This is a genomic window from Gammaproteobacteria bacterium (assembly GCA_040183005.1).
Taxonomy (GTDB): Bacteria; Pseudomonadota; Gammaproteobacteria.
The window spans coordinates 1,085,614-1,102,759 of the sequence record JAMPIW010000007.1 but is presented as its reverse complement, the minus strand read 5'-3'; the positions used below and the strand labels follow the sequence as shown (position 1 = coordinate 1,102,759).

Annotated in this window: 16 protein-coding genes and 1 pseudogene; 9 read left to right on the top strand and 8 right to left on the bottom strand. The window is 55.6% G+C overall.

Features of this window, described 5'->3' with window-relative positions; all coding sequences use genetic code 11:
• Window positions 1-15: 15 nt before the first annotated feature.
• Window positions 16-231: a cold shock domain-containing protein CspD gene (gene cspD / locus M3A44_11105; GenBank protein MEQ6342174.1), complete on the bottom strand. Its 216-nt coding sequence runs from the start codon at window positions 229-231 to the stop codon at window positions 16-18.
• A 219-nt stretch (window positions 232-450) separates the two neighbouring features.
• On the opposite strand from cspD, the gene clpS reads away from it, so the two are divergent.
• Both clpS and clpA read left to right on the top strand, forming a co-directional pair.
• Window positions 451-771: an ATP-dependent Clp protease adapter ClpS gene (clpS, locus tag M3A44_11100; GenBank protein MEQ6342173.1), complete on the top strand. Its 321-nt coding sequence runs from the start codon at window positions 451-453 to the stop codon at window positions 769-771.
• A gap of 96 nt (window positions 772-867) precedes the next feature.
• Window positions 868-3,135: an ATP-dependent Clp protease ATP-binding subunit ClpA gene (clpA, locus tag M3A44_11095; protein MEQ6342172.1), complete on the top strand. Its 2,268-nt coding sequence runs from the start codon at window positions 868-870 to the stop codon at window positions 3,133-3,135.
• A 50-nt stretch (window positions 3,136-3,185) separates the two neighbouring features.
• On the opposite strand, the gene infA is transcribed toward clpA, so the two are convergent.
• Window positions 3,186-3,404, bottom strand: coding sequence for a translation initiation factor IF-1 (gene infA / locus M3A44_11090; protein MEQ6342171.1), 219 nt, complete (start codon window positions 3,402-3,404; stop codon window positions 3,186-3,188).
• 198 nt (window positions 3,405-3,602) lie between these two features.
• Here infA and M3A44_11085 point away from each other — a divergent pair, with 198 nt between their 5' ends.
• Complete coding sequence (locus M3A44_11085; GenBank protein ID MEQ6342170.1) at window positions 3,603-5,360, top strand: Ig-like domain-containing protein; 1,758 nt, start codon at window positions 3,603-3,605, stop codon at window positions 5,358-5,360.
• A gap of 236 nt (window positions 5,361-5,596) precedes the next feature.
• On the opposite strand, the gene M3A44_11080 is transcribed toward M3A44_11085, so the two are convergent.
• Window positions 5,597-5,704, bottom strand: a complete 108-nt coding sequence (locus tag M3A44_11080; GenBank protein ID MEQ6342169.1) for a hypothetical protein — start codon at window positions 5,702-5,704, stop codon at window positions 5,597-5,599.
• Here M3A44_11080 and M3A44_11075 point away from each other — a divergent pair.
• Genes M3A44_11075 through M3A44_11065 form a run of 3 tightly spaced genes read left to right on the top strand, consistent with a single transcriptional unit; the run spans window position 5,657 to window position 7,499 of the window.
• Window positions 5,657-5,833 carry a hypothetical protein gene (locus M3A44_11075; protein ID MEQ6342168.1) on the top strand — a complete coding sequence of 59 codons (177 nt, stop codon included), beginning with the start codon at window positions 5,657-5,659 and terminating at the stop codon, window positions 5,831-5,833. The genes M3A44_11080 and M3A44_11075 overlap by 48 nt on opposite strands.
• Window positions 5,791-7,095: an Ig-like domain-containing protein gene (locus tag M3A44_11070; GenBank protein MEQ6342167.1), complete on the top strand. Its 1,305-nt coding sequence runs from the start codon at window positions 5,791-5,793 to the stop codon at window positions 7,093-7,095. The genes M3A44_11075 and M3A44_11070 overlap by 43 nt, the downstream gene beginning before the upstream one ends.
• A complete protein-coding gene (locus M3A44_11065) occupies window positions 7,092-7,499 on the top strand; it encodes a hypothetical protein (GenBank protein ID MEQ6342166.1) in 408 nt (135 codons plus the stop codon). Before M3A44_11070 ends, M3A44_11065 begins: the two co-directional genes overlap by 4 nt.
• Before the next feature lie 212 nt (window positions 7,500-7,711).
• Here the strand turns inward: M3A44_11065 and M3A44_11060 are convergent.
• The 4 genes and pseudogenes from M3A44_11060 to aat form a co-directional block, all read right to left on the bottom strand.
• Window positions 7,712-8,110 (bottom strand): annotated as a pseudogene (locus M3A44_11060) (Rrf2 family transcriptional regulator).
• 121 nt (window positions 8,111-8,231) lie between these two features.
• On the bottom strand, window positions 8,232-8,909 hold the full coding sequence (locus tag M3A44_11055) for a pyridoxamine 5'-phosphate oxidase family protein (GenBank protein MEQ6342165.1): 678 nt from the start codon (window positions 8,907-8,909) through the stop codon (window positions 8,232-8,234).
• 231 nt (window positions 8,910-9,140) lie between these two features.
• Window positions 9,141-9,854 carry an arginyltransferase gene (locus M3A44_11050; protein MEQ6342164.1) on the bottom strand — a complete coding sequence of 238 codons (714 nt, stop codon included), beginning with the start codon at window positions 9,852-9,854 and terminating at the stop codon, window positions 9,141-9,143.
• A 1-nt stretch (window position 9,855) separates the two neighbouring features.
• Window positions 9,856-10,617, bottom strand: a complete 762-nt coding sequence (gene aat / locus M3A44_11045) for a leucyl/phenylalanyl-tRNA--protein transferase (protein MEQ6342163.1) — start codon at window positions 10,615-10,617, stop codon at window positions 9,856-9,858.
• A 103-nt stretch (window positions 10,618-10,720) separates the two neighbouring features.
• Between aat and mrcB the strand changes: the two genes are divergently transcribed.
• The 3 genes from mrcB to ppc all read left to right on the top strand — a co-directional run bounded on the left by mrcB (window position 10,721) and on the right by ppc (window position 16,590).
• Complete coding sequence (mrcB, locus tag M3A44_11040) at window positions 10,721-13,096, top strand: penicillin-binding protein 1B (GenBank protein MEQ6342162.1); 2,376 nt, start codon at window positions 10,721-10,723, stop codon at window positions 13,094-13,096.
• The gene (locus M3A44_11035; protein MEQ6342161.1) at window positions 13,093-13,605 is read left to right on the top strand and encodes a hypothetical protein; all 513 of its coding nucleotides are present in this window, start codon (window positions 13,093-13,095) and stop codon (window positions 13,603-13,605) included. The genes mrcB and M3A44_11035 overlap by 4 nt, the downstream gene beginning before the upstream one ends.
• A 189-nt stretch (window positions 13,606-13,794) precedes the next feature.
• Window positions 13,795-16,590 carry a phosphoenolpyruvate carboxylase gene (gene ppc / locus M3A44_11030; protein MEQ6342160.1) on the top strand — a complete coding sequence of 932 codons (2,796 nt, stop codon included), beginning with the start codon at window positions 13,795-13,797 and terminating at the stop codon, window positions 16,588-16,590.
• A 113-nt stretch (window positions 16,591-16,703) separates the two neighbouring features.
• On the opposite strand, the gene M3A44_11025 is transcribed toward ppc, so the two are convergent.
• Window positions 16,704-17,063, bottom strand: coding sequence for a hypothetical protein (locus M3A44_11025; protein ID MEQ6342159.1), 360 nt, complete (start codon window positions 17,061-17,063; stop codon window positions 16,704-16,706).
• Window positions 17,064-17,146 lie beyond the last annotated feature (83 nt).

The window sequence follows — 17,146 nt, the reverse complement described above, 5'->3', positions numbered from 1 at the left end:
GTTTGCCCCTTGATTTTACCTATTGTCTAGCGCGGCCTGTATGTTCTGCGCATGCTTTCCCTTGGGGCCGTCGGTAATCTCGAACTCGACTTTCTGTCCTTCGCGCAAGCTCTTGTAGCCGTCCATGGAGATTGCCGAGAAGTGGGCAAAGATGTCTTCGCCACCGCCCTCTGGGGCAATAAAGCCATACCCCTTGGCATTGCTGAACCATTTGACAGTACCAGTCGCCATATTATATTACCTCGTGAACCGTGACGGGGTTTGCCGCAGTTTGTGGCAGGTTGACTTCTGGCCCCTATTGTGATTGAAAATACTGTTATAACGATTTTTTTCGGATAGTCAAGCCCTTTATGAGAAAATAGACGAGGGCTTGAACCGCTTTTGTGATGTCCCAATAATGAGACAGCGTACCGGGAAAATTTTTTGGGTTTTGAGTACAATCGGATCGCTATGAAAGAAGGACAACAGGATAATCATGACGATGGGCTGGCGCTGGAGGAGGCGAAGCCGAAGCTCAAGCGCCCGCCCATGTACAAGGTGCTGCTGCTGAACGACGATTACACACCTATGGAATTTGTCGTCCATGTATTGGAGGTCATTTTTGCCATGAGCCGCGATCAGGCTACTCAGGTCATGCTGCATGTGCATACGCGAGGGGTGGGTGTGTGCGGTCTTTTTACGCGTGATATCGCCGAGACCAAGGTGGCCCAGGTGACGCAATTTGCGCAGGAAAACCAGCACCCGTTGAAATGCACCATGGAAGAGGCATAGACTCATGTTCGAGTCCACGGATGGGCGAGGTAGAGTAACGCCAGGAGCGGTTGCCGAGTAGTATTTCATTAAGTCTTCGGACGAGAGGTTAATCCCATGTTAAGCAAGGACCTCGAATTCACGCTTAATATCGCCTTCAGAGAGGCGCGTGAAAAATTGCACGAATTCATGACAGTCGAGCACCTGCTGCTCGCCTTGCTTGATAATCCGGGCGCGGTTGCGGTATTGCGTGCTTGCGGCGCCGATCTCGACAGGTTGAAGAAGGATCTTGCCACCTTTGTGGACGAGAACACCCCTTTACTGCCCTCGCAGGACAAACGCGACACCCAGCCCACACTAGGCTTCCAGCGGGTATTGCAGCGCGCGGTGTTTCATGTGCAATCCTCCGGAAAAAATGAGGTGCAGGCCGCCAACGTGCTGGTTGCCATTTTCGGCGAGCAGGATTCCCAGGCCGTTTACTTCCTCAGTCGGCAGAATGTCACGCGCCTGGACGTTGTGAATTATATCTCCCATGGCATCTCCAAGGTGCATGGGGAGGATGAGGGGGCGCCACACATGCCCTCTAGCGAGGACGAGCCGGGGGCGGAGGCGCCCGCCAAGAGTCCGCTTGAGCTCTATGCCGCCAACCTCAATCAACTGGCTAGGCAGGGCAAGATCGACCCGCTGATTGGCCGCAAGCACGAAATTCAGCGTACTATCCAGATTCTGTGCCGCCGCCGCAAGAATAACCCGCTGTTCGTCGGTGAGGCTGGCGTCGGCAAGACCGCACTGGCCGAAGGGCTGGCGAAGATGATTGTCGATGGCGAGGTGCCGGAGGTGCTGGCCCACAGCACAGTGTATTCGCTGGATCTGGGTGCGCTGCTGGCGGGCACCAAGTATCGCGGTGATTTTGAAAAGCGCCTGAAAGGCGTGGTCAATCAGTTGCAGAAAGAGCCGGGCGCGATCCTGTTCATCGACGAGATTCATACCATCATCGGCGCGGGCGCGGCCTCCGGCGGGGTGATGGATGCCTCCAACCTGATCAAGCCGGTGCTCGCCTCGGGCGCGCTGAAGTGCATCGGTTCAACTACCTACCAGGAATACCGTGGTGTATTTGAGAAGGACCGGGCCTTGGCGCGGCGTTTTCAGAAGATCGACGTGGCCGAACCCACAGTTGATGAGACGGTGCAGATCCTGGAAGGTCTGAAGTCACGTTTTGAAGAGCACCATCATGTTAAATACTCCAAGCAGGCGTTGCGTGTGGCGGCTGAACTGGCGGCGCGTTATATCAACGACCGTTATTTGCCCGACAAAGCGATTGACGTGATCGACGAGGTGGGGGCGAATCAGCACTTGCTGCCTGCCTCCAAGCGCAAAAAAGTAATCGGCGTCAAGGAGATCGAGGACATCGTCGCCAAGATTGCGCGCATCCCGCCCAAGAGCGTTTCCAGTTCTGATAAAGATGTGTTGCGTAATCTGGAGCGTGACCTGAAGATGCTGGTGTTTGGCCAGAACGATGCCATCGAGGCATTGGCCTCAGCAATCAAGATGTCGCGGGCCGGTCTGGGCGATGTGCAAAAACCCATCGGCTCTTTCCTGCTCGCCGGCCCCACCGGCGTGGGTAAGACTGAGGTGACGCGCCAGCTTGCCAAGGTCATGGGGATCGAGCTGATCCGCTTCGACATGTCCGAATACATGGAGCGCCATACCGTGTCGCGCCTGATCGGTGCGCCACCGGGCTACGTGGGTTTTGATCAGGGCGGCCTATTGACTGAGGCGGTCACCAAGCACCCTCATGCGGTCCTGTTGCTGGATGAGATCGAGAAGGCACACCCGGATGTTTTCAACATTCTATTGCAAGTGATGGATCATGGCACACTCACGGACAATAACGGGCGCAAGGCCGATTTCCGTAATGTGATCCTGATCATGACCACCAATGCCGGGGCGGATCAGATGAGCCGCAGTTCCATCGGTTTCGTACATCAGGACCATGCCAGCGACGGCACGGAGGCGATCAAGCGTCTGTTTAGCCCTGAATTCCGCAACCGACTGGACGCCACTATCCAGTTCAAGCCGCTGGACAGCGCCACAATCGCTTTTGTGGTGGACAAGTTCATAATTGAGCTGGAGGCCCAACTGGAAGGTAAAAACGTTACGCTTGAAGTCGACAGTACCGCCCGGAAGTGGTTGGCCGAGCATGGCTATGACGAGAAGATGGGCGCACGGCCGATGGCGCGGATCATTCAGGAGCACATCAAGCGCCCCCTTGCCGAAGAGCTGCTGTTCGGCAAGCTCGCACGCGGCGGGCATATTCGCATCAGCGTGCGCGATGACAAGCTCGCCTTCGCACTGGAAGGCGCGGAGCAATTGCAGGAAAGTTAGTGTTGTAGGGTGGGGTCACCCACCCTGCTCAACCAGGCAGGTATGCGGACTCAGCGGGCGCGGAAAGTGATGCGTCCCTTGCTCAGGTCGTAAGGGGTCATTTCCACTGTAACCTTATCGCCGGTCAGAATGCGGATATAGTTCTTGCGCATTTTTCCCGAGATGTGGGCCGTTACAACATGCCCGTTATCAAGCTGTACCCGGAACATGGTATTGGGCAGGGTTTCCAATATTGTCCCTTCCATTTCAATATGATCTTCTTTTGCCATGCAAATATAGTGCTCTTGATGAATAATCATGGATGCCGGGCCAGGTTCGCCCCGGCTTAATGAATCATTTTGCCTGAATCCGGTATGATTGGCAAAGTTTGTGTTGTAATGCGTGCGTGCAGGGGATGTCAAACAAGGTAAGCAGGGGGCTATGGAATGGTTCAGTGTATGGGCAATGGTGGAAGCGGAAAAATCCTGATGGCGATGGTTGCCGCGTTCGTCTTGGCGTCTGGGATGCTGCTTGCGGGATGCGGCTCCAGTGGAGGCAGTCCAAGTAGCGGGGGCGATACCACCAAGCCTTCCATCATGCTCACCAATCCTGCCAAGGATGCCACTGGCGTACCTGTCGCCGCCGTGCTTTCGGCTTCATTCTCTGAGGCAATGAAGCTCTCGACCATCTCCGATGTCACGTTTATCGTGAACACGGGGAGTGACCAGGTTGCCGGGAAGGTCGGTTTCAGCGCGCTCTCCAACGCCGCGACTTTTACACCCGATATCCCCTTTAAGTACGACACAACCTATACCGTGACGATCAAAGCGGCGTCTGTGACGGATATGTCAAACAATTCGTTGAACGTCAACTCACCGACGGGAGATTATGTCTGGAACTTTACTACCACCCGCTCCGGGTCGGTGGATAGCAGCTTTGGTGGCGGCACAGGCGGCACAGGCAATTCCTCGGTCGCGATCACCCCATTTTCAAATGACGGCTCAAGTGAGGCCAGGGCTATCGCCATCCAGCCGGATGGCATGATCGTCGCCGCTGGCTCGGCCTGGAATGGCCACGACTGGGATTTCGCGCTGGCCCGCTACAGCCGGGATGGCATCCTGGATATGACTTTTGGTCCGAATGGTACCGGTATCATGGTGCTTGATCTTGACGGTGGTAAGCATGATATCGCACATGCCATACAGATCGATTCCAGTGGCAAGATTGTGGTAGCGGGATTTGTTTCCAAAGGCCCCAATGACAACGACTTCGCTCTTGTCCGTTGGAATTCGAACGGCACGCTGGATAAGACCTTCGGAACGAGCAGTAACGGCATCGTAACTACTGATTTCAGTGGGCGGAGTGACGTGGTTTATGCGCTTGCGATTCAGCCGGATGACAAAATTGTCGTGGCGGGTTTTAGCGGTTACCGGGGCACTGCGACAGTTCCCATCTTTTTTGATGCATACCAAGCCAACGCCATCATATTTGGAAGCGGTTTGACTGCAGTCGATTTCGCGCTGGCTCGCTACGACCAATCCGGCAAACTGGATAACAGCTTTGATAATGACGGTAAGGTTACTGCCCGTGTTGGCGATAATGCCAGCATTGCCCGCGCCCTTGCCCTCCAAGCGGACGGCAAGATTGTTGTGGCGGGGTATGCCGACAAGGGCGGCAAGGCCAATTTCGCGCTGGCCCGCTACAATTCGGACGGTAATCTGGATAACGGTTTCGCGGGTGGTGGTACAGTGATTACGCCTATCGCGCCAAGCAATGATAACGGCGCGCTATCTGTGGCCATTCAGCCGGACGGCAAAATCATCGCGGCCGGTACCGTTGAGAATGATTCTGGCGGTTCAGATTTCAGTCTTGCCCGCTATAGTCCGGACGGCAGTCTGGATAGCGGTTTCGCGGGTGATGGCACAGTGATCACATCCGTCGGCGCAAATGGCGGTGCCGTAGCTTTCGCTGTCACCGTTCAGGGGGATGGCAAGATCCTCGCGGCGGGGGTAGCCTCGAACGGCAATGACAGTGATTTTGCAATGACTCGTTATGGTGTGAATGGCTCGCTGGATAACAGTTTTGGATTAGGTGGAAGGGTGATTACACCCGTGCGTTCCCGAGCGGATGTGGCATTTTCTGTGGCGATTCAGTCGACGCCAGATAATAAAATCATCATGGCAGGAAGAAGCTTGCGTCCCACCGGTGTGCTCTATGATTTCGCCCTGGTCCGTTATTGGCCATAAAATTCACATGAGGTAAGTAAAGCGGGCTCAGCCCGCAATCTCATCATGAATCCGGATCAATAATATTCCAGCCCCCTCTGGTCGGCCTCCAGCGGGCGGTACTGACTTTTATAGCGCATCTTGGGCGATTCCTTGATCCAATGCCAAGATAGACCCTTGGCAGGCCCAGGCGCCGGGTTTCCTCGATCTGCCACAGCACGGCTACACCCCCAGGCTGCGTACGGCCGCCACACGGCTTACATGCAGGTCTTCATTGCGTCGCCAGGTACGTTTCTGTGAAATGCGGCGACATACACTTGCACCGGGATGCAGGCGTTGCAACTTTGGCAGTGGGGACGGTAGATGTGCTCGCCGCTGCGCCGGAAGCCGTGATCAATAAGTTGGCTTATGAGCAGTGGCTGGCTAACGAAGCAAAAAAGAGGGCTATGGGATGGATCGTTTTATTGGCAATGGCGGAAGCGGAAAAACCCTGATGGCGATGGTTGTGGTGTTTGCCGTGGCGTCTGGGATGCTGCTTGCGGGATGCGGCTCCAAAGGAGATAGTGCAAGTAGCGGGGCCGATACCACCAAGCCTTCCGTCATGCTCACCAATCCTGCCAAGGATGCCACTGGCGTACCTGTCGCCGCCGTGCTTTCGGCTTCATTTTCCGAGGCAATGAAGGTCTCGACCATCTCCGATGTCACGCTCATCGTAAACGCAGGGAGCGAGCAGGTTGCCGGGAAGGTCGGTTTCAGCGCGCTCTCCAACGCGGTGACTTTTACCCCCGATGCCCCCCTTAAGTACGAAACAACTTATACCGTGACGATCAAAGCGGCATCTGTGACGGATATGTCAAACAATTCTTTGAATGCCAACTCATCGACGGGAGATTATGTCTGGAACTTTACTACCACCCGCTCCGGGTCGGTGGATACCAGCTTTGGTGGCGGTGGTGCAGGTGTCGTGACAACCCAGTTTCCAGCCAACGGTCCGAGTGAGTCCAAAGCTGTTGTTATCCAGGCAGGTGGTAAGATTCTTGTCGCCGGTTCAGCCTGTCATGTAAGTGGCCCTAACTGCTCCAATTGGGATTTTGCACTGGCCCGCTATAACCAGGACGGCACTCTGGATAAGACCTTCGGCATAGATGGTGTCGTGACAACCGATATTGGCAGCGGCCTGCATAATCTGGCGAATGCCATGGCTATCGATTCTGCCGGCAGGATTGTGTTGGCGGGATATGTTGCTAAAAATAACACTGACTATGACTTCGCCCTGGTGCGCTATACGCGGGATGGCTTACTTGATACCGCCTTCGGAGCGAGCGGTATCGAAAATACCAATTTCGGGGAGATTGACGTGGTTTATGCGCTTGCGATTCAGCCGGATGACAAAATTGTCGTGGCGGGTTCAAGTGGGGGTTCGAGTAAGGCGAATTTTGCTCTGGCCCGCTATAAAGATAATGGCAGCCCTGATACCACCTTCGATGGCGATGGTATGGTTATGACGCCTGTAGGCAAAAACGTCAGTGTCGCCCGCGCACTCGCTCTGGTGGAGAAAGGTAAGATCGTTGTGGCGGGGTATGCCGATGACGGCACCAACAAAAACTATGCGCTGGTTCGTTACGATGATACCGGTAAGCTTGATGCTGGGTTTGGCGCCGCCGGCAGCCTATCGCACCAGGCAAGGATAGCGGTGTGCTGTCTGTGGCTATTCAGCCGGACGGCAAAATTCTCGCAGCCGGCAACGTTGTTGTGAATGATACTGGCGGTACGAATTTCAGCCTCGCTCGCTATAACACGGATGGCAGCCTGGATAACGGTTTTGCGGGTGATGGTACAGTGATCACAGCGGTAGGCGCAAATAGCTCTGCTGCGGCGTTCGCTGTTGTTGTCCAGGGGGATGGCAAGATCCTTGCCGCAGGGGTGGCCTCAAATGGTAAGAACGGTGATTTTGCCATGGTTCGCTATCGCGCGAATGGCTCGCCGGATAACAGTTTTGGATTGGGGGGAGGGGTGATTGCGCCCGTGGGTTCCGGGGAGGACATGGCATTTGCGATAGCGATCCAGCCAACACCAGATAACAAGATCATTATGGCGGGCAGAAGCATGAATGCCACCACTGGATTTTATGACTTCGCCTTGGTCCGTTATTGGCCTTGAACGCGCCAGTTGACTGCTTTTTTGGGCGGTTAAAGTGCTGCTGGAGTCAGGGTCGCTGGGGGCAAGTCTTGCGTTTTGCCATTCCCAGCCCGATAGTTTCCTATCCCTGATGAATTATTAGGGTCTGTTGTACCCGCCGGTTTTTTGTGGCGGGTGATGCTTATAAGTACACTTGTTTTGAGATGCCGCTCCACCCTACTGTCTACTGCACTATTAGGCATAATATCGGCGAGGGTCTTTTTATCGAGCACGGCAATGAAGGCGTGTTGCGCTTCGTATAACACGACTTTCAGGCTGCACGCTGCAGCGATCGGACAGGTGTTTCGCTCCAGATCAAAACACTCTGCCAGATTGAAATTCATCTCGGTGTGCCGCACCACGTTGCCAACGACGATTTCCTCGGGTGGCCGCGACAGCGCAATCCCACCACCGCGACCACGGGTGGTCTGGATGAAACCATGGATGGAAAGATTGTGCACCACCTTCACCAGATGATTACGCGAGATTTGATAGACGTCGGCGATTTCGGCGATGGTCGCAGTGCGCCCCGGTACCCGCCCGAGATAGAGCAAGACGCGTAACGAATAATCGGTGTAAAGTGTCAGTTGCATGAAATATTCCCCACATGCTGGCGCTCGATCAGGGGGCGTGGCGCGCGCACTATGCACGAATCATTGACAGCGACGATGCCCATGATGAAAGCCCTTGACCATGTTCCAGCGCAGTGGCCGTTCACGCAGCGTTACTCTTGTTATCGTTTTTCTCATCATCAGTAACTTCCTCTGGAATAGATAACCAAGGACGAGCGCAGCTCTTGGCCTTGAAGTAATCACCTCCCTTGTACAGATCATCATCAGTTCCCCAATGGATTTCCCTATCAAGTTTTTTAAGCAGAGGAATATGCTTGGAAGAATGAATATAGGCTTCTTCAACATGGATGAATACCCAGCGCTCTGGTTTTTGTCTGTCAGGTAAATGAATGGTTTGCTTCATCGCATCCGGCAATGTCTCTTGCCGACAAAGATCGTCATTTTCAACAATCCGGGCTGTTCCGTTGATATGCAGGCCGACAGTGCTGCGGAAGAAATCGATAAAGACCATCCCGATGTGTGGATTCTCAGAGATGTTGCCCAAACTGGCCAAAACACTATTGCCACGGTATTCCGGATACGCTAAGAGATTGTTTTCTATCACGTGAATGAAGCCGGGCAGGCCGGCCCGGAACGAGCAGTCACATTCACCTTTTGCGTCAGAGCTTGCAATAAAAACCATTTCCTGTTGAGTGATGAATTCGCACATAGATGGATTCAGGTAATTCAGCATCTGTTTTTTGTAGAATGCTGCAGCCTTCTTACTGGTGCCGTATATTTCTTGTAACGTGTGCTCGGCATGGGAGCCTGGAATGGTCATGGCGGATTCCTTGTCTTTTTCAAGATCAAGATAGCGGCCACGATCTTACAGATGGCTTACATAATCGTAATAAAATCCCTGTTTCCCCGGTGATGACGTCATCGTGCGAGAAACAGCAAGCCCGGATGCAGCGTAGCGAAATCCGGGGAACAACCGCCATAACATCAGTGACCAGTCCAACAGCCGTGTTTATCTGACACCGTGATCCCGGTATGCTAGCTGCATTTCACGTTATGAAGCAGGATCGATAATATTCCAGTGTCCGCTCTGGTAAGCCTCCAGCGGGCGGTACTGGCTTTTATAGCGCATTTTGGGCGATTCCTTGATCCAATAACCCAGATAGACCCATGACAGGCCGAGGCGTTGGGCTTCCGCGATCTGCCACAATACGGCATACACCCCCAGGCTGCGCGCAGTGTGGTCCGGGTCGAAGAAGGTATAGACCGCCGACAGTCCCTGTTCGAGATGGTCGACTACGGCCACGGCTAGCAACTGGTCATGCACGCGGAACTCATAAAAGGCGGTGTCGATCCGGGGATGTGTGAAAAAAGACAGATAATTCTCCGGGTCGGGGTCGTCCATGCCACCGCCAGGGTGGCGGGTGGCGAGATAGCGCCGGTAGAGCGCGAAGTGCTCCTCACTGCGCGTGGCCGCCACACGACTTACTTGAAGGTCTTCATTGCGTCGCCAGGTGCGTTTCTGTGCGCGGCTGGGTTGAAATGCGGTGACGGGAACCCGCACCGGGATGCAGGCGTTGCAACTTTGGCAGTGGGGGCGGTAGATGTGCTCGCCGCTACGCCGGAAGCCGTGATCAATAAGCTGGCTGTATAGGTGTGCATCAACAGCCACGCGCGGATCGGGAAACAGTGTCGTTGCCGTGTACCCTGGCAAGTAGCTGCAAGGGTGTGGCGTGCCGCTGTATAAGGCCAACGTGCGGGTAGTCATGTCATAGGGGCTCGCATTCAATTCGCCATGGCGCAGCATGGCCCGTTACGTCGCGCCATTGTTTCAATAGCGTGTTGAAATCGGCACGGCTGATATCTTCGGCCCCCAGACTCTGCAAATGGCTGGAGCCTACCTGGCAGTCAATCACGGCATAGCCCCAGCGCTCCAGCTGGCGCACCAGGTGGACAAATGCCACTTTGGAGGCATCCGTGACACGGCTGAACATGGATTCGCCGAAAAATACCCTGCCGATGGCGACACCATAGAGTCCGCCCACCAGCTCATCTCCGCGCCAGGCCTCCACGGAGTGGGCGATACCCAGTTCATGCAAACGGCAATAGGCATCGAGCATCTCATCGGTGATCCATGTGCCCCCGTCGACCGCCATGGATGGCGGAAGTGCCGGAAACGCAGGAGCGGTTTTCCGGCCATGGGTGCGCGGTGCGGCGCAGGCTTGCATCACTTGGCGGAAGGCGGTATCCAGCGTTACATTGAATTCTCTCTTTTTGAGCGTCTTGCGCAGGCTGCGCGATACTTTCAGGTGCGATGGGAAAAGCACAACGCGGGGGTCGGGGGACCACCAGAGGATGGGTTGCCCTTCGTTGTACCAAGGGAAAATGCCGCTGCGGTAGGCAGTGATCAGGCGCGCTGGCGCGAGATCGCCCCCCGCCGCGAGCAGGCCGTTCGGTTCGCGGAAGGCATATTCGACGGGAGGGAATGAATGCGTGCCGTCAGCTGGATTTATCCAGAATAACGTGCTCATGCCAGAATGCCGGTTCGTGGGGCACATTCCCAACCATATGAAGTTAATGTAATTATTTCAATCAACTGGATTTGATCCCGATATCTTGAGACAATTGTAAAAGATGTCATCCCAATCCTCTCAAAAAAATCCCTCCCCCCCTCTTGGTCGTAGCTGGTTTGCTCGCGGCTGGGGCAGCCCTGCAGTCAGGTATGCGCTGCTCATGGTGCTGCTGGCGGTGGTGGGCTATATCGCCTATCTTGATCATACCGTGCGCAGCCAGTTCGAGGGTAATCGGTGGGCGCTGCCGGCGCAGGTTTATGCACGCCCGCTCGAACTTGTCCCTGATGCCCGACTAAGCAGCGCGCAATTCGCGGAAGAGTTGCAGATGCTGGGGTATCGCCAGACCGGGGGTGAAAGGCTCACAGGCAGTTATGCGCGCAATGGGGACGAATTTCGGGTGGTGACGCGCCCCTTTACCTTCGGCGACGGCAGGGAAAATTCGGTTGCCTTGCGGGCGGTATTTTCCGGTGGCCGTCTGGTGAGTCTGCAACACCTGGGCAGCGGCAAGCCCCTGTCGCTGGTGCGTTTCGATCCTGTGCTGATCGGCAAAATCTATCCGGCGCACAACGAGGATCGAGTTTTTGTGCGCCTTAAAGAGGTGCCCGCGCCCCTCATCAAGGGCCTGCTTGCAGTGGAAGACCGCAATTTCCGTGAACATCACGGCGTTGACCCCCTCGCCGTGGCGCGCGCCCTGTGGGTCGATGTGCGGGCGCGGGAGATGGTGCAGGGCGGTAGCACCCTGACCCAGCAGTTGGTGAAGAACTTTTTCCTCAGCAATGAGCGTACCATGACGCGCAAGCTCAAAGAGGCCATCATGTCATGGCAGCTTGAGTGGCATTATGAGAAAGAAGAGATCCTTGAAGCATATTGCAATGAAATCTATCTTGGGCAGTCCGGTAAGCACGCAATACACGGTTTTGGGCGCGCTAGCTGGTTCTATTTCCGCCGCCCGCTGAGCGATCTGCAACTGCCTGAGTTGGCCCTGTTGGTGGGATTGGTGCGCGGGCCGTCTTATTATGACCCGCGCCGTCATCCCGAACGTGCTCTTGCCCGGCGCAATCAGGTGCTGCAAATATTGGCAGGGCAGGGCGGCATTACCGAAGCCCAGGCACGCACCGCGCAGGCCGCACCGCTGGGTGTGACAGCCAAGGCGGCAAGCAGCGCAGCGCTTTCTCCGGCTTTCATAGATCTGGTGCGCCGCCAGTTGCGGCGCGATTATCAGGAGCAAGACCTGAATTCGGCCGGTTTGCAAATCCTTACCACGCTCGACCCGCTGGTGCAAAACGCTGTAACCAGCGCGATTAAAGGCCGTGTTGAAAGTTTGGAAAAACAGCAGCGTTTGCCTGCGGGCAGCCTTGAAGGGGCGGCGATTGTCACCAGCAGTGACGGTGGAGAAGTACTGGCGGTGGCGGGTGGGCGCGATGCCGACTCCACCGGTTTTAACCGGGTGCTGGATGCCCGGCGTCCTATCGGATCGCTGGTCAAACCCGCCGTCTATCTCACTGCACTGGCCGATCCCAAGAAATACACGCTGATCAGCCTGCTCGACGATGGTCCGCTGACGCTCAAGAATCCGGGTGGGAAGCCCTGGAGGCCGTACAATTACGATCGGCAGTTTCATGGCTGGGTGCCTCTCAAAACCGCGTTGGCACGCTCCTACAACCTCGCCACCGTGCGGCTGGGCATGGGCGTTGGCGTAAAAAATGTGCTGCATACGATGGCAAGCCTCGGCGTGAAGGAGAAGCTCAAACCTTATCCATCCGTGTTACTTGGGGCCGCCGAACTGACGCCTTTTGAGGTCACTCAAATGTATCAGACGCTGGCCAGTGGTGGCTTCAACACCCCGTTGCGCGCTATCCGCGAGGTATTGAGCGTGGATGGCAAACCATTGCGGAGCTATGATGTGACCGTCAAGCAGGCCTTCGATCCCGCCCCGGTCTACTTGCTTAATCGCGCACTGCAGGATGTCATGCATAGCGGCACCGGGGTGTCCCTGTACTCGCGCGTGCCGTGGTCATGGTCAGTGGCGGGAAAAACTGGCACCACCGATGATATGCGTGACAGCTGGTTCGCGGGGTTTACCGGCGACCGTCTGGCGGTGGTATGGATGGGTCGTGATGATAACCGTTCGACGGGACTGAGCGGCGCCACCGGCGCATTACAGGCGTGGGGTGATGTCATGGTGCGCATCGGAGCGCAACCGTTGCGCCTGGAGGCGCCAAAAGGCATTGAGTGGGTCTGGATTGATCAGCAGACGCGCTTGCGCAGTATGCAGGGATGTGCGGGCGCTACGCAGATGCCGTTTATGCGCGGCTCGGCCCCTGTAGCGATGGCGCCTTGCTTTGAGAATCCCGCTGCTCCTGCCGATGTTATTGGCGATACACTAAACAATGCGGTAGACAAAGCTGTTGACTGGCTCGACGAGGTATTGCAATGAAAATGAATATGAGTAATCAGATCAAGTCTGCCATGACTGGGGTAGCCGCCGCGTTGTTGCTGGCAGGTTGTGCCTCGCAGATGAGCAAGGATAAGCCCGCCGCTGTTCCCAAAGAGCCGTCTCCCGTTGCCAGGGAGCAGAAAGTCACGCCCACACCTAAAGAAGAAAACGCTAGCCCACCTCCTGCCGCGTCATCCCCTCCGGCATCACACGCGGTTGCGCCGGCAGCCTCTCAGGCGACCAGTCCGGCCGTCGCCGATATGCTCAAGAAGGCGGAACGGCTAGTAAAAGCAAAGAAATTAGGCGCAGCCGTCGCCACGCTGGAAAGGGCGCTGCGCCTGGAACCGAAAAACCCTGTGGTTTGGCATCGCCTGGCATTAGTTCGCCAGCAGCAGGGACGTCTGGCGCAGGCGGCGGATCTGGCGGCCAAATCCAATGCCTTGCTGGGGGAGAACGACCCCCTGCGCGCCCAAAATGATAGCCTTGTCGCCAAAGTGCTCAAGAAATAGTCCAAAATGTCAGGGCGCTGTATGCGCCTTGATGTGTTGCTGTATTTTCTAAATAAATCGTGGCACATGTAGAGTGCGCCCCACGCACTCTACATGTGCGCGCGGCAGCTTTTGGATTCCTCAGAGACCCGCCAACAGGTTATAATATCCCGCTTTGCCTTATTTCCATATAACCGAAAGAAATCATCCATGAGTGACAAAGAACTGCGGGAGCGCGTCAGGCTGTTTGGCAATCTGTTGGGCAATATTCTCCATGCCCAGGCCGGAGAGCGGGTGTTTGTTGCTGTGGAAACCTTGCGTAAAGGCTACCTTACCCTGCACGGCAAGGAAAATGTGCGCAAAAGGCAGCAGCTTGCTGAATTTATCAGTGAACTGGACCCGGAGACGCTGACGCATGTGGTGCGCGCCTTCAGCACCTATTTTAGTCTGGTGAATATCGCAGAAGAGGCTTATCAGCATCGTCAGCGCCGCCTTCAGGTGCGCGCGGGTGGGCCGCTGTGGACGGGGTCGTTTGATGCGACGCTGCGCGAGTTTTACGACCAGGACATCACTGCATCGCAGTTGCAGGCGGTCCTCGAGCGGCTTGCCTATATCCCCGTGATTACCGCACATCCCACGGAATCGAAGCGCCGCACCATCATGGAGGCGTTGCGGCGCATCTTTGTTACCAGTGAACGTCTGGATGACCCGCGTGTAGGCCCCAACGAGCGTGACGAAATCATCGAATTGCTGGAGGACCAGATCCAGATCCTGTGGAAGACCGATGAGGTGCGTATCCATCGGCCTACGGTGCCTGACGAAATCAAAAACGGCATTTACTATTTTCAGGAATGCCTGTTCCAGGCGGTGCCGATTACTTATCGTTACCTGGAAAAGGCCATCAAAAAGACCTATGGCGCCGATCCATCCAATGGCAGGGCGATTGCCGCGCCGAGCTTGCTGCGCTTTGGGTCGTGGATCGGCGGTGATCGGGACGGAAATCCCAACGTCACCCCGGAGACAACGGTGCTTGCGCTACGCCTTCAGGCGCGCGCCATACTGCTGGAATATATCAGCCGGGTAACACAGCTTAGCTATGTTCTGACGCACTCCGTGCTGTTGTGTCAGCCGTCCCTGGCGTTTCTGGCCAGCCTGAAGCGGGATGATCACTTCCTGGACAAGGCCTTGCGCGATGCGCCTACCCGGTTCGCCAATGAGCCTTACCGGCGCAAGCTGTACGTGATGCGTTATCGTCTGGAGGCCAACCTCCTGCTGGTCAAAAAGCGTATCGACAATAAAGAGGCGAATGATCCAGGGACGGGTTATGACTCCGAGGAGGAATTACTCACCGATCTTTATTTGATGCACGATTCTTTGGTCAGTCACGGTGATGCCAGTGTCGCCGAAGGCGATCTTAAGGATTTGATACGGTTGGTGGAGACCTTTGGCTTTTTCCTGATGCATCTGGATGTGCGTCAGGAATCATCGCGCCATACTGCGGCTGTTGCGGAATTGCTGGCTCAGCAGCCGGAAACTGTTAATTATTTTGCGTTGTCCGAAGTGGAACGCATGGCGCTGTTATCTGCGGTTATCGCTGAAGATCGTCCGCTGATGGCCGATGCGAGTGTGTTGAGCCCCGCCACGCTTGAAACCCTGGAGGTGTTCACGGTAATGGCGCGTATGCGCCGTGAAATCAGCCCCAAGGCCTTCGGCAGCTATGTTATTTCAATGACCCATGCCGCCAGCCACATCATGGAAGTGATGCTGCTGGCGCGTCAGGCGGGGCTGGCCGGTTGCAATGATGAGGGGTGGTTCTGCAATATTCATGTCGCACCCCTGTTTGAAACTATCAACGATCTGGCGCATATCGATCAGGTGTTGACGGCGCTACTCGATAATCCCACCTATGCCGCACTGCTCAAGGTATCGGGCAACAAGCAGGAGGTGATGCTGGGATACTCCGATTCCTGCAAGGACGGCGGGATTATAACCTCTTCGTGGTATCTCTACGAGGCGCAGAAAAAGATCACCGCCATCACTGCCTCACGCGGTATCGAGTGCCGCCTTTTCCATGGGCGGGGTGGTACGGTGGGGCGCGGCGGTGGTCCTACGCACGAGTCCATTCTTTCTCAGCCCGCGGGCACGGTGTTCGGCCAGATCAAATTCACCGAGCAGGGCGAGATGATCTCGTACAAGTATAGCAACACGGAAACGGCGGTCTATGAACTTTCCATGGGCATCACCGGTCTCCTCAAGGCGAGCCGCGGACTGATCCAGACGCCTGCTGCAGAGCAACGTGAGCATCTTGATACTATGGCTCAGTTGTCACAGGCCGGAGAGGCAGCCTACCGGAACTTGACGAACCATACCGCCGGTTTTCTCGACTATTTTTATGAGGCCACGCCCGTTAGCGAAATCGGCTTGCTCAACATCGGCTCCCGCCCGTCACACCGTAACAAGGCGGATCGCTCGAAGAATTCAGTGCGCGCGATTGCCTGGGTATTTGGCTGGGGCCAGTCGCGTCACACACTGCCGGCATGGTACGGCATCGGCACTGCGCTGGCGAGCTGGCGAAAAAAAACGCCGGAGCGCTTTTCCCAGCTCCAGTCCATGTACAAGGAATGGCCGTTTTTCCGCGCTATGTTGAGCAATACCCAGATGGCACTGTTCAAGGCGGATATGTCGATCGCACAGGAATATGCAGAGCTGTGCAATGATGAGGATGCGCGGCAGTGCGTCTATAACCTGATCCGCGATGAATATGAACAGACAGTGAGCCAGATTCTGGATGTGGCTGGAATAGAGTCGCTGGTCGAGGAAAATCCTCTACTGGCACTCTCCATGCGCCGCCGCAATCCTTACCTGGATCCGCTTAATCATATCCAGGTGACCCTGCTCAAACGCTACCGCGACACCTCTCTCAGCGACGCGGAACGCGCAGCCTGGCTGGACCCGTTATTGCGTTCCATCAACGCGATTGCTGCGGGTATGCGGAATACGGGGTAAGGCTGCTGGCTATTTCAGAGCGTCAATAGTTATGTAGGGCGCGCCCCACGCACCACAATCATAGGTGCGTGGGGCGCACCCTACGATTCCACTAAGGAACGGAAACGGAAAAATCAAAAGAACGCGGAGGGAAAGTCAGGGACAGGATGGGTGATTGCGCATATGTAGAATACGTGAGTCGCATAGTTATGGGGCGGTCCATCCCATAGATAGGCATTTAAGATAACTGAAAGGAGTTCTTTGGCGTAATTTTTTCCCATGACGGGCGGGGCAGGATGGAATGAAGCAATTTCCATGGCGTGCTCGACAGGAACATCGAGCCGTGCATTGATCACGGAATCAAACCCAATCATGGCTTCGGCAAAGCAATGCTCTTCTATCGTCTGAATAGTGGGCACCTCGTCAGCGAGTGATATAGTGGCAACATGCAGCAAGAATGCACCCGTACCAAGCATAGCGATTCGAGACTTCATGGCTCGCTCCTTCCGCGCCGCTTGTGCGCGAATTTACTGTTTCGCCATCCCTATTTTTTCTAGAATGCTATTGTGTCCGCGCG

Coding starts and splice junctions, on each gene's coding strand:
- cspD (MEQ6342174.1), bottom strand. CDS start 231: ATGGCGACTGGTACTGTCAAATGGTTCAGCAATGCCAAGGGGTATGGC.
- clpS (MEQ6342173.1), top strand. CDS start 451: ATGAAAGAAGGACAACAGGATAATCATGACGATGGGCTGGCGCTGGAG.
- clpA (MEQ6342172.1), top strand. CDS start 868: ATGTTAAGCAAGGACCTCGAATTCACGCTTAATATCGCCTTCAGAGAG.
- infA (MEQ6342171.1), bottom strand. CDS start 3,404: ATGGCAAAAGAAGATCATATTGAAATGGAAGGGACAATATTGGAAACC.
- M3A44_11085 (MEQ6342170.1), top strand. CDS start 3,603: ATGGCGATGGTTGCCGCGTTCGTCTTGGCGTCTGGGATGCTGCTTGCG.
- M3A44_11070 (MEQ6342167.1), top strand. CDS start 5,791: ATGGATCGTTTTATTGGCAATGGCGGAAGCGGAAAAACCCTGATGGCG.
- M3A44_11055 (MEQ6342165.1), bottom strand. CDS start 8,909: ATGACCATTCCAGGCTCCCATGCCGAGCACACGTTACAAGAAATATAC.
- M3A44_11050 (MEQ6342164.1), bottom strand. CDS start 9,854: ATGACTACCCGCACGTTGGCCTTATACAGCGGCACGCCACACCCTTGC.
- aat (MEQ6342163.1), bottom strand. CDS start 10,617: ATGAGCACGTTATTCTGGATAAATCCAGCTGACGGCACGCATTCATTC.
- mrcB (MEQ6342162.1), top strand. CDS start 10,721: ATGTCATCCCAATCCTCTCAAAAAAATCCCTCCCCCCCTCTTGGTCGT.
- M3A44_11035 (MEQ6342161.1), top strand. CDS start 13,093: ATGAAAATGAATATGAGTAATCAGATCAAGTCTGCCATGACTGGGGTA.
- ppc (MEQ6342160.1), top strand. CDS start 13,795: ATGAGTGACAAAGAACTGCGGGAGCGCGTCAGGCTGTTTGGCAATCTG.
- M3A44_11025 (MEQ6342159.1), bottom strand. CDS start 17,063: ATGAAGTCTCGAATCGCTATGCTTGGTACGGGTGCATTCTTGCTGCAT.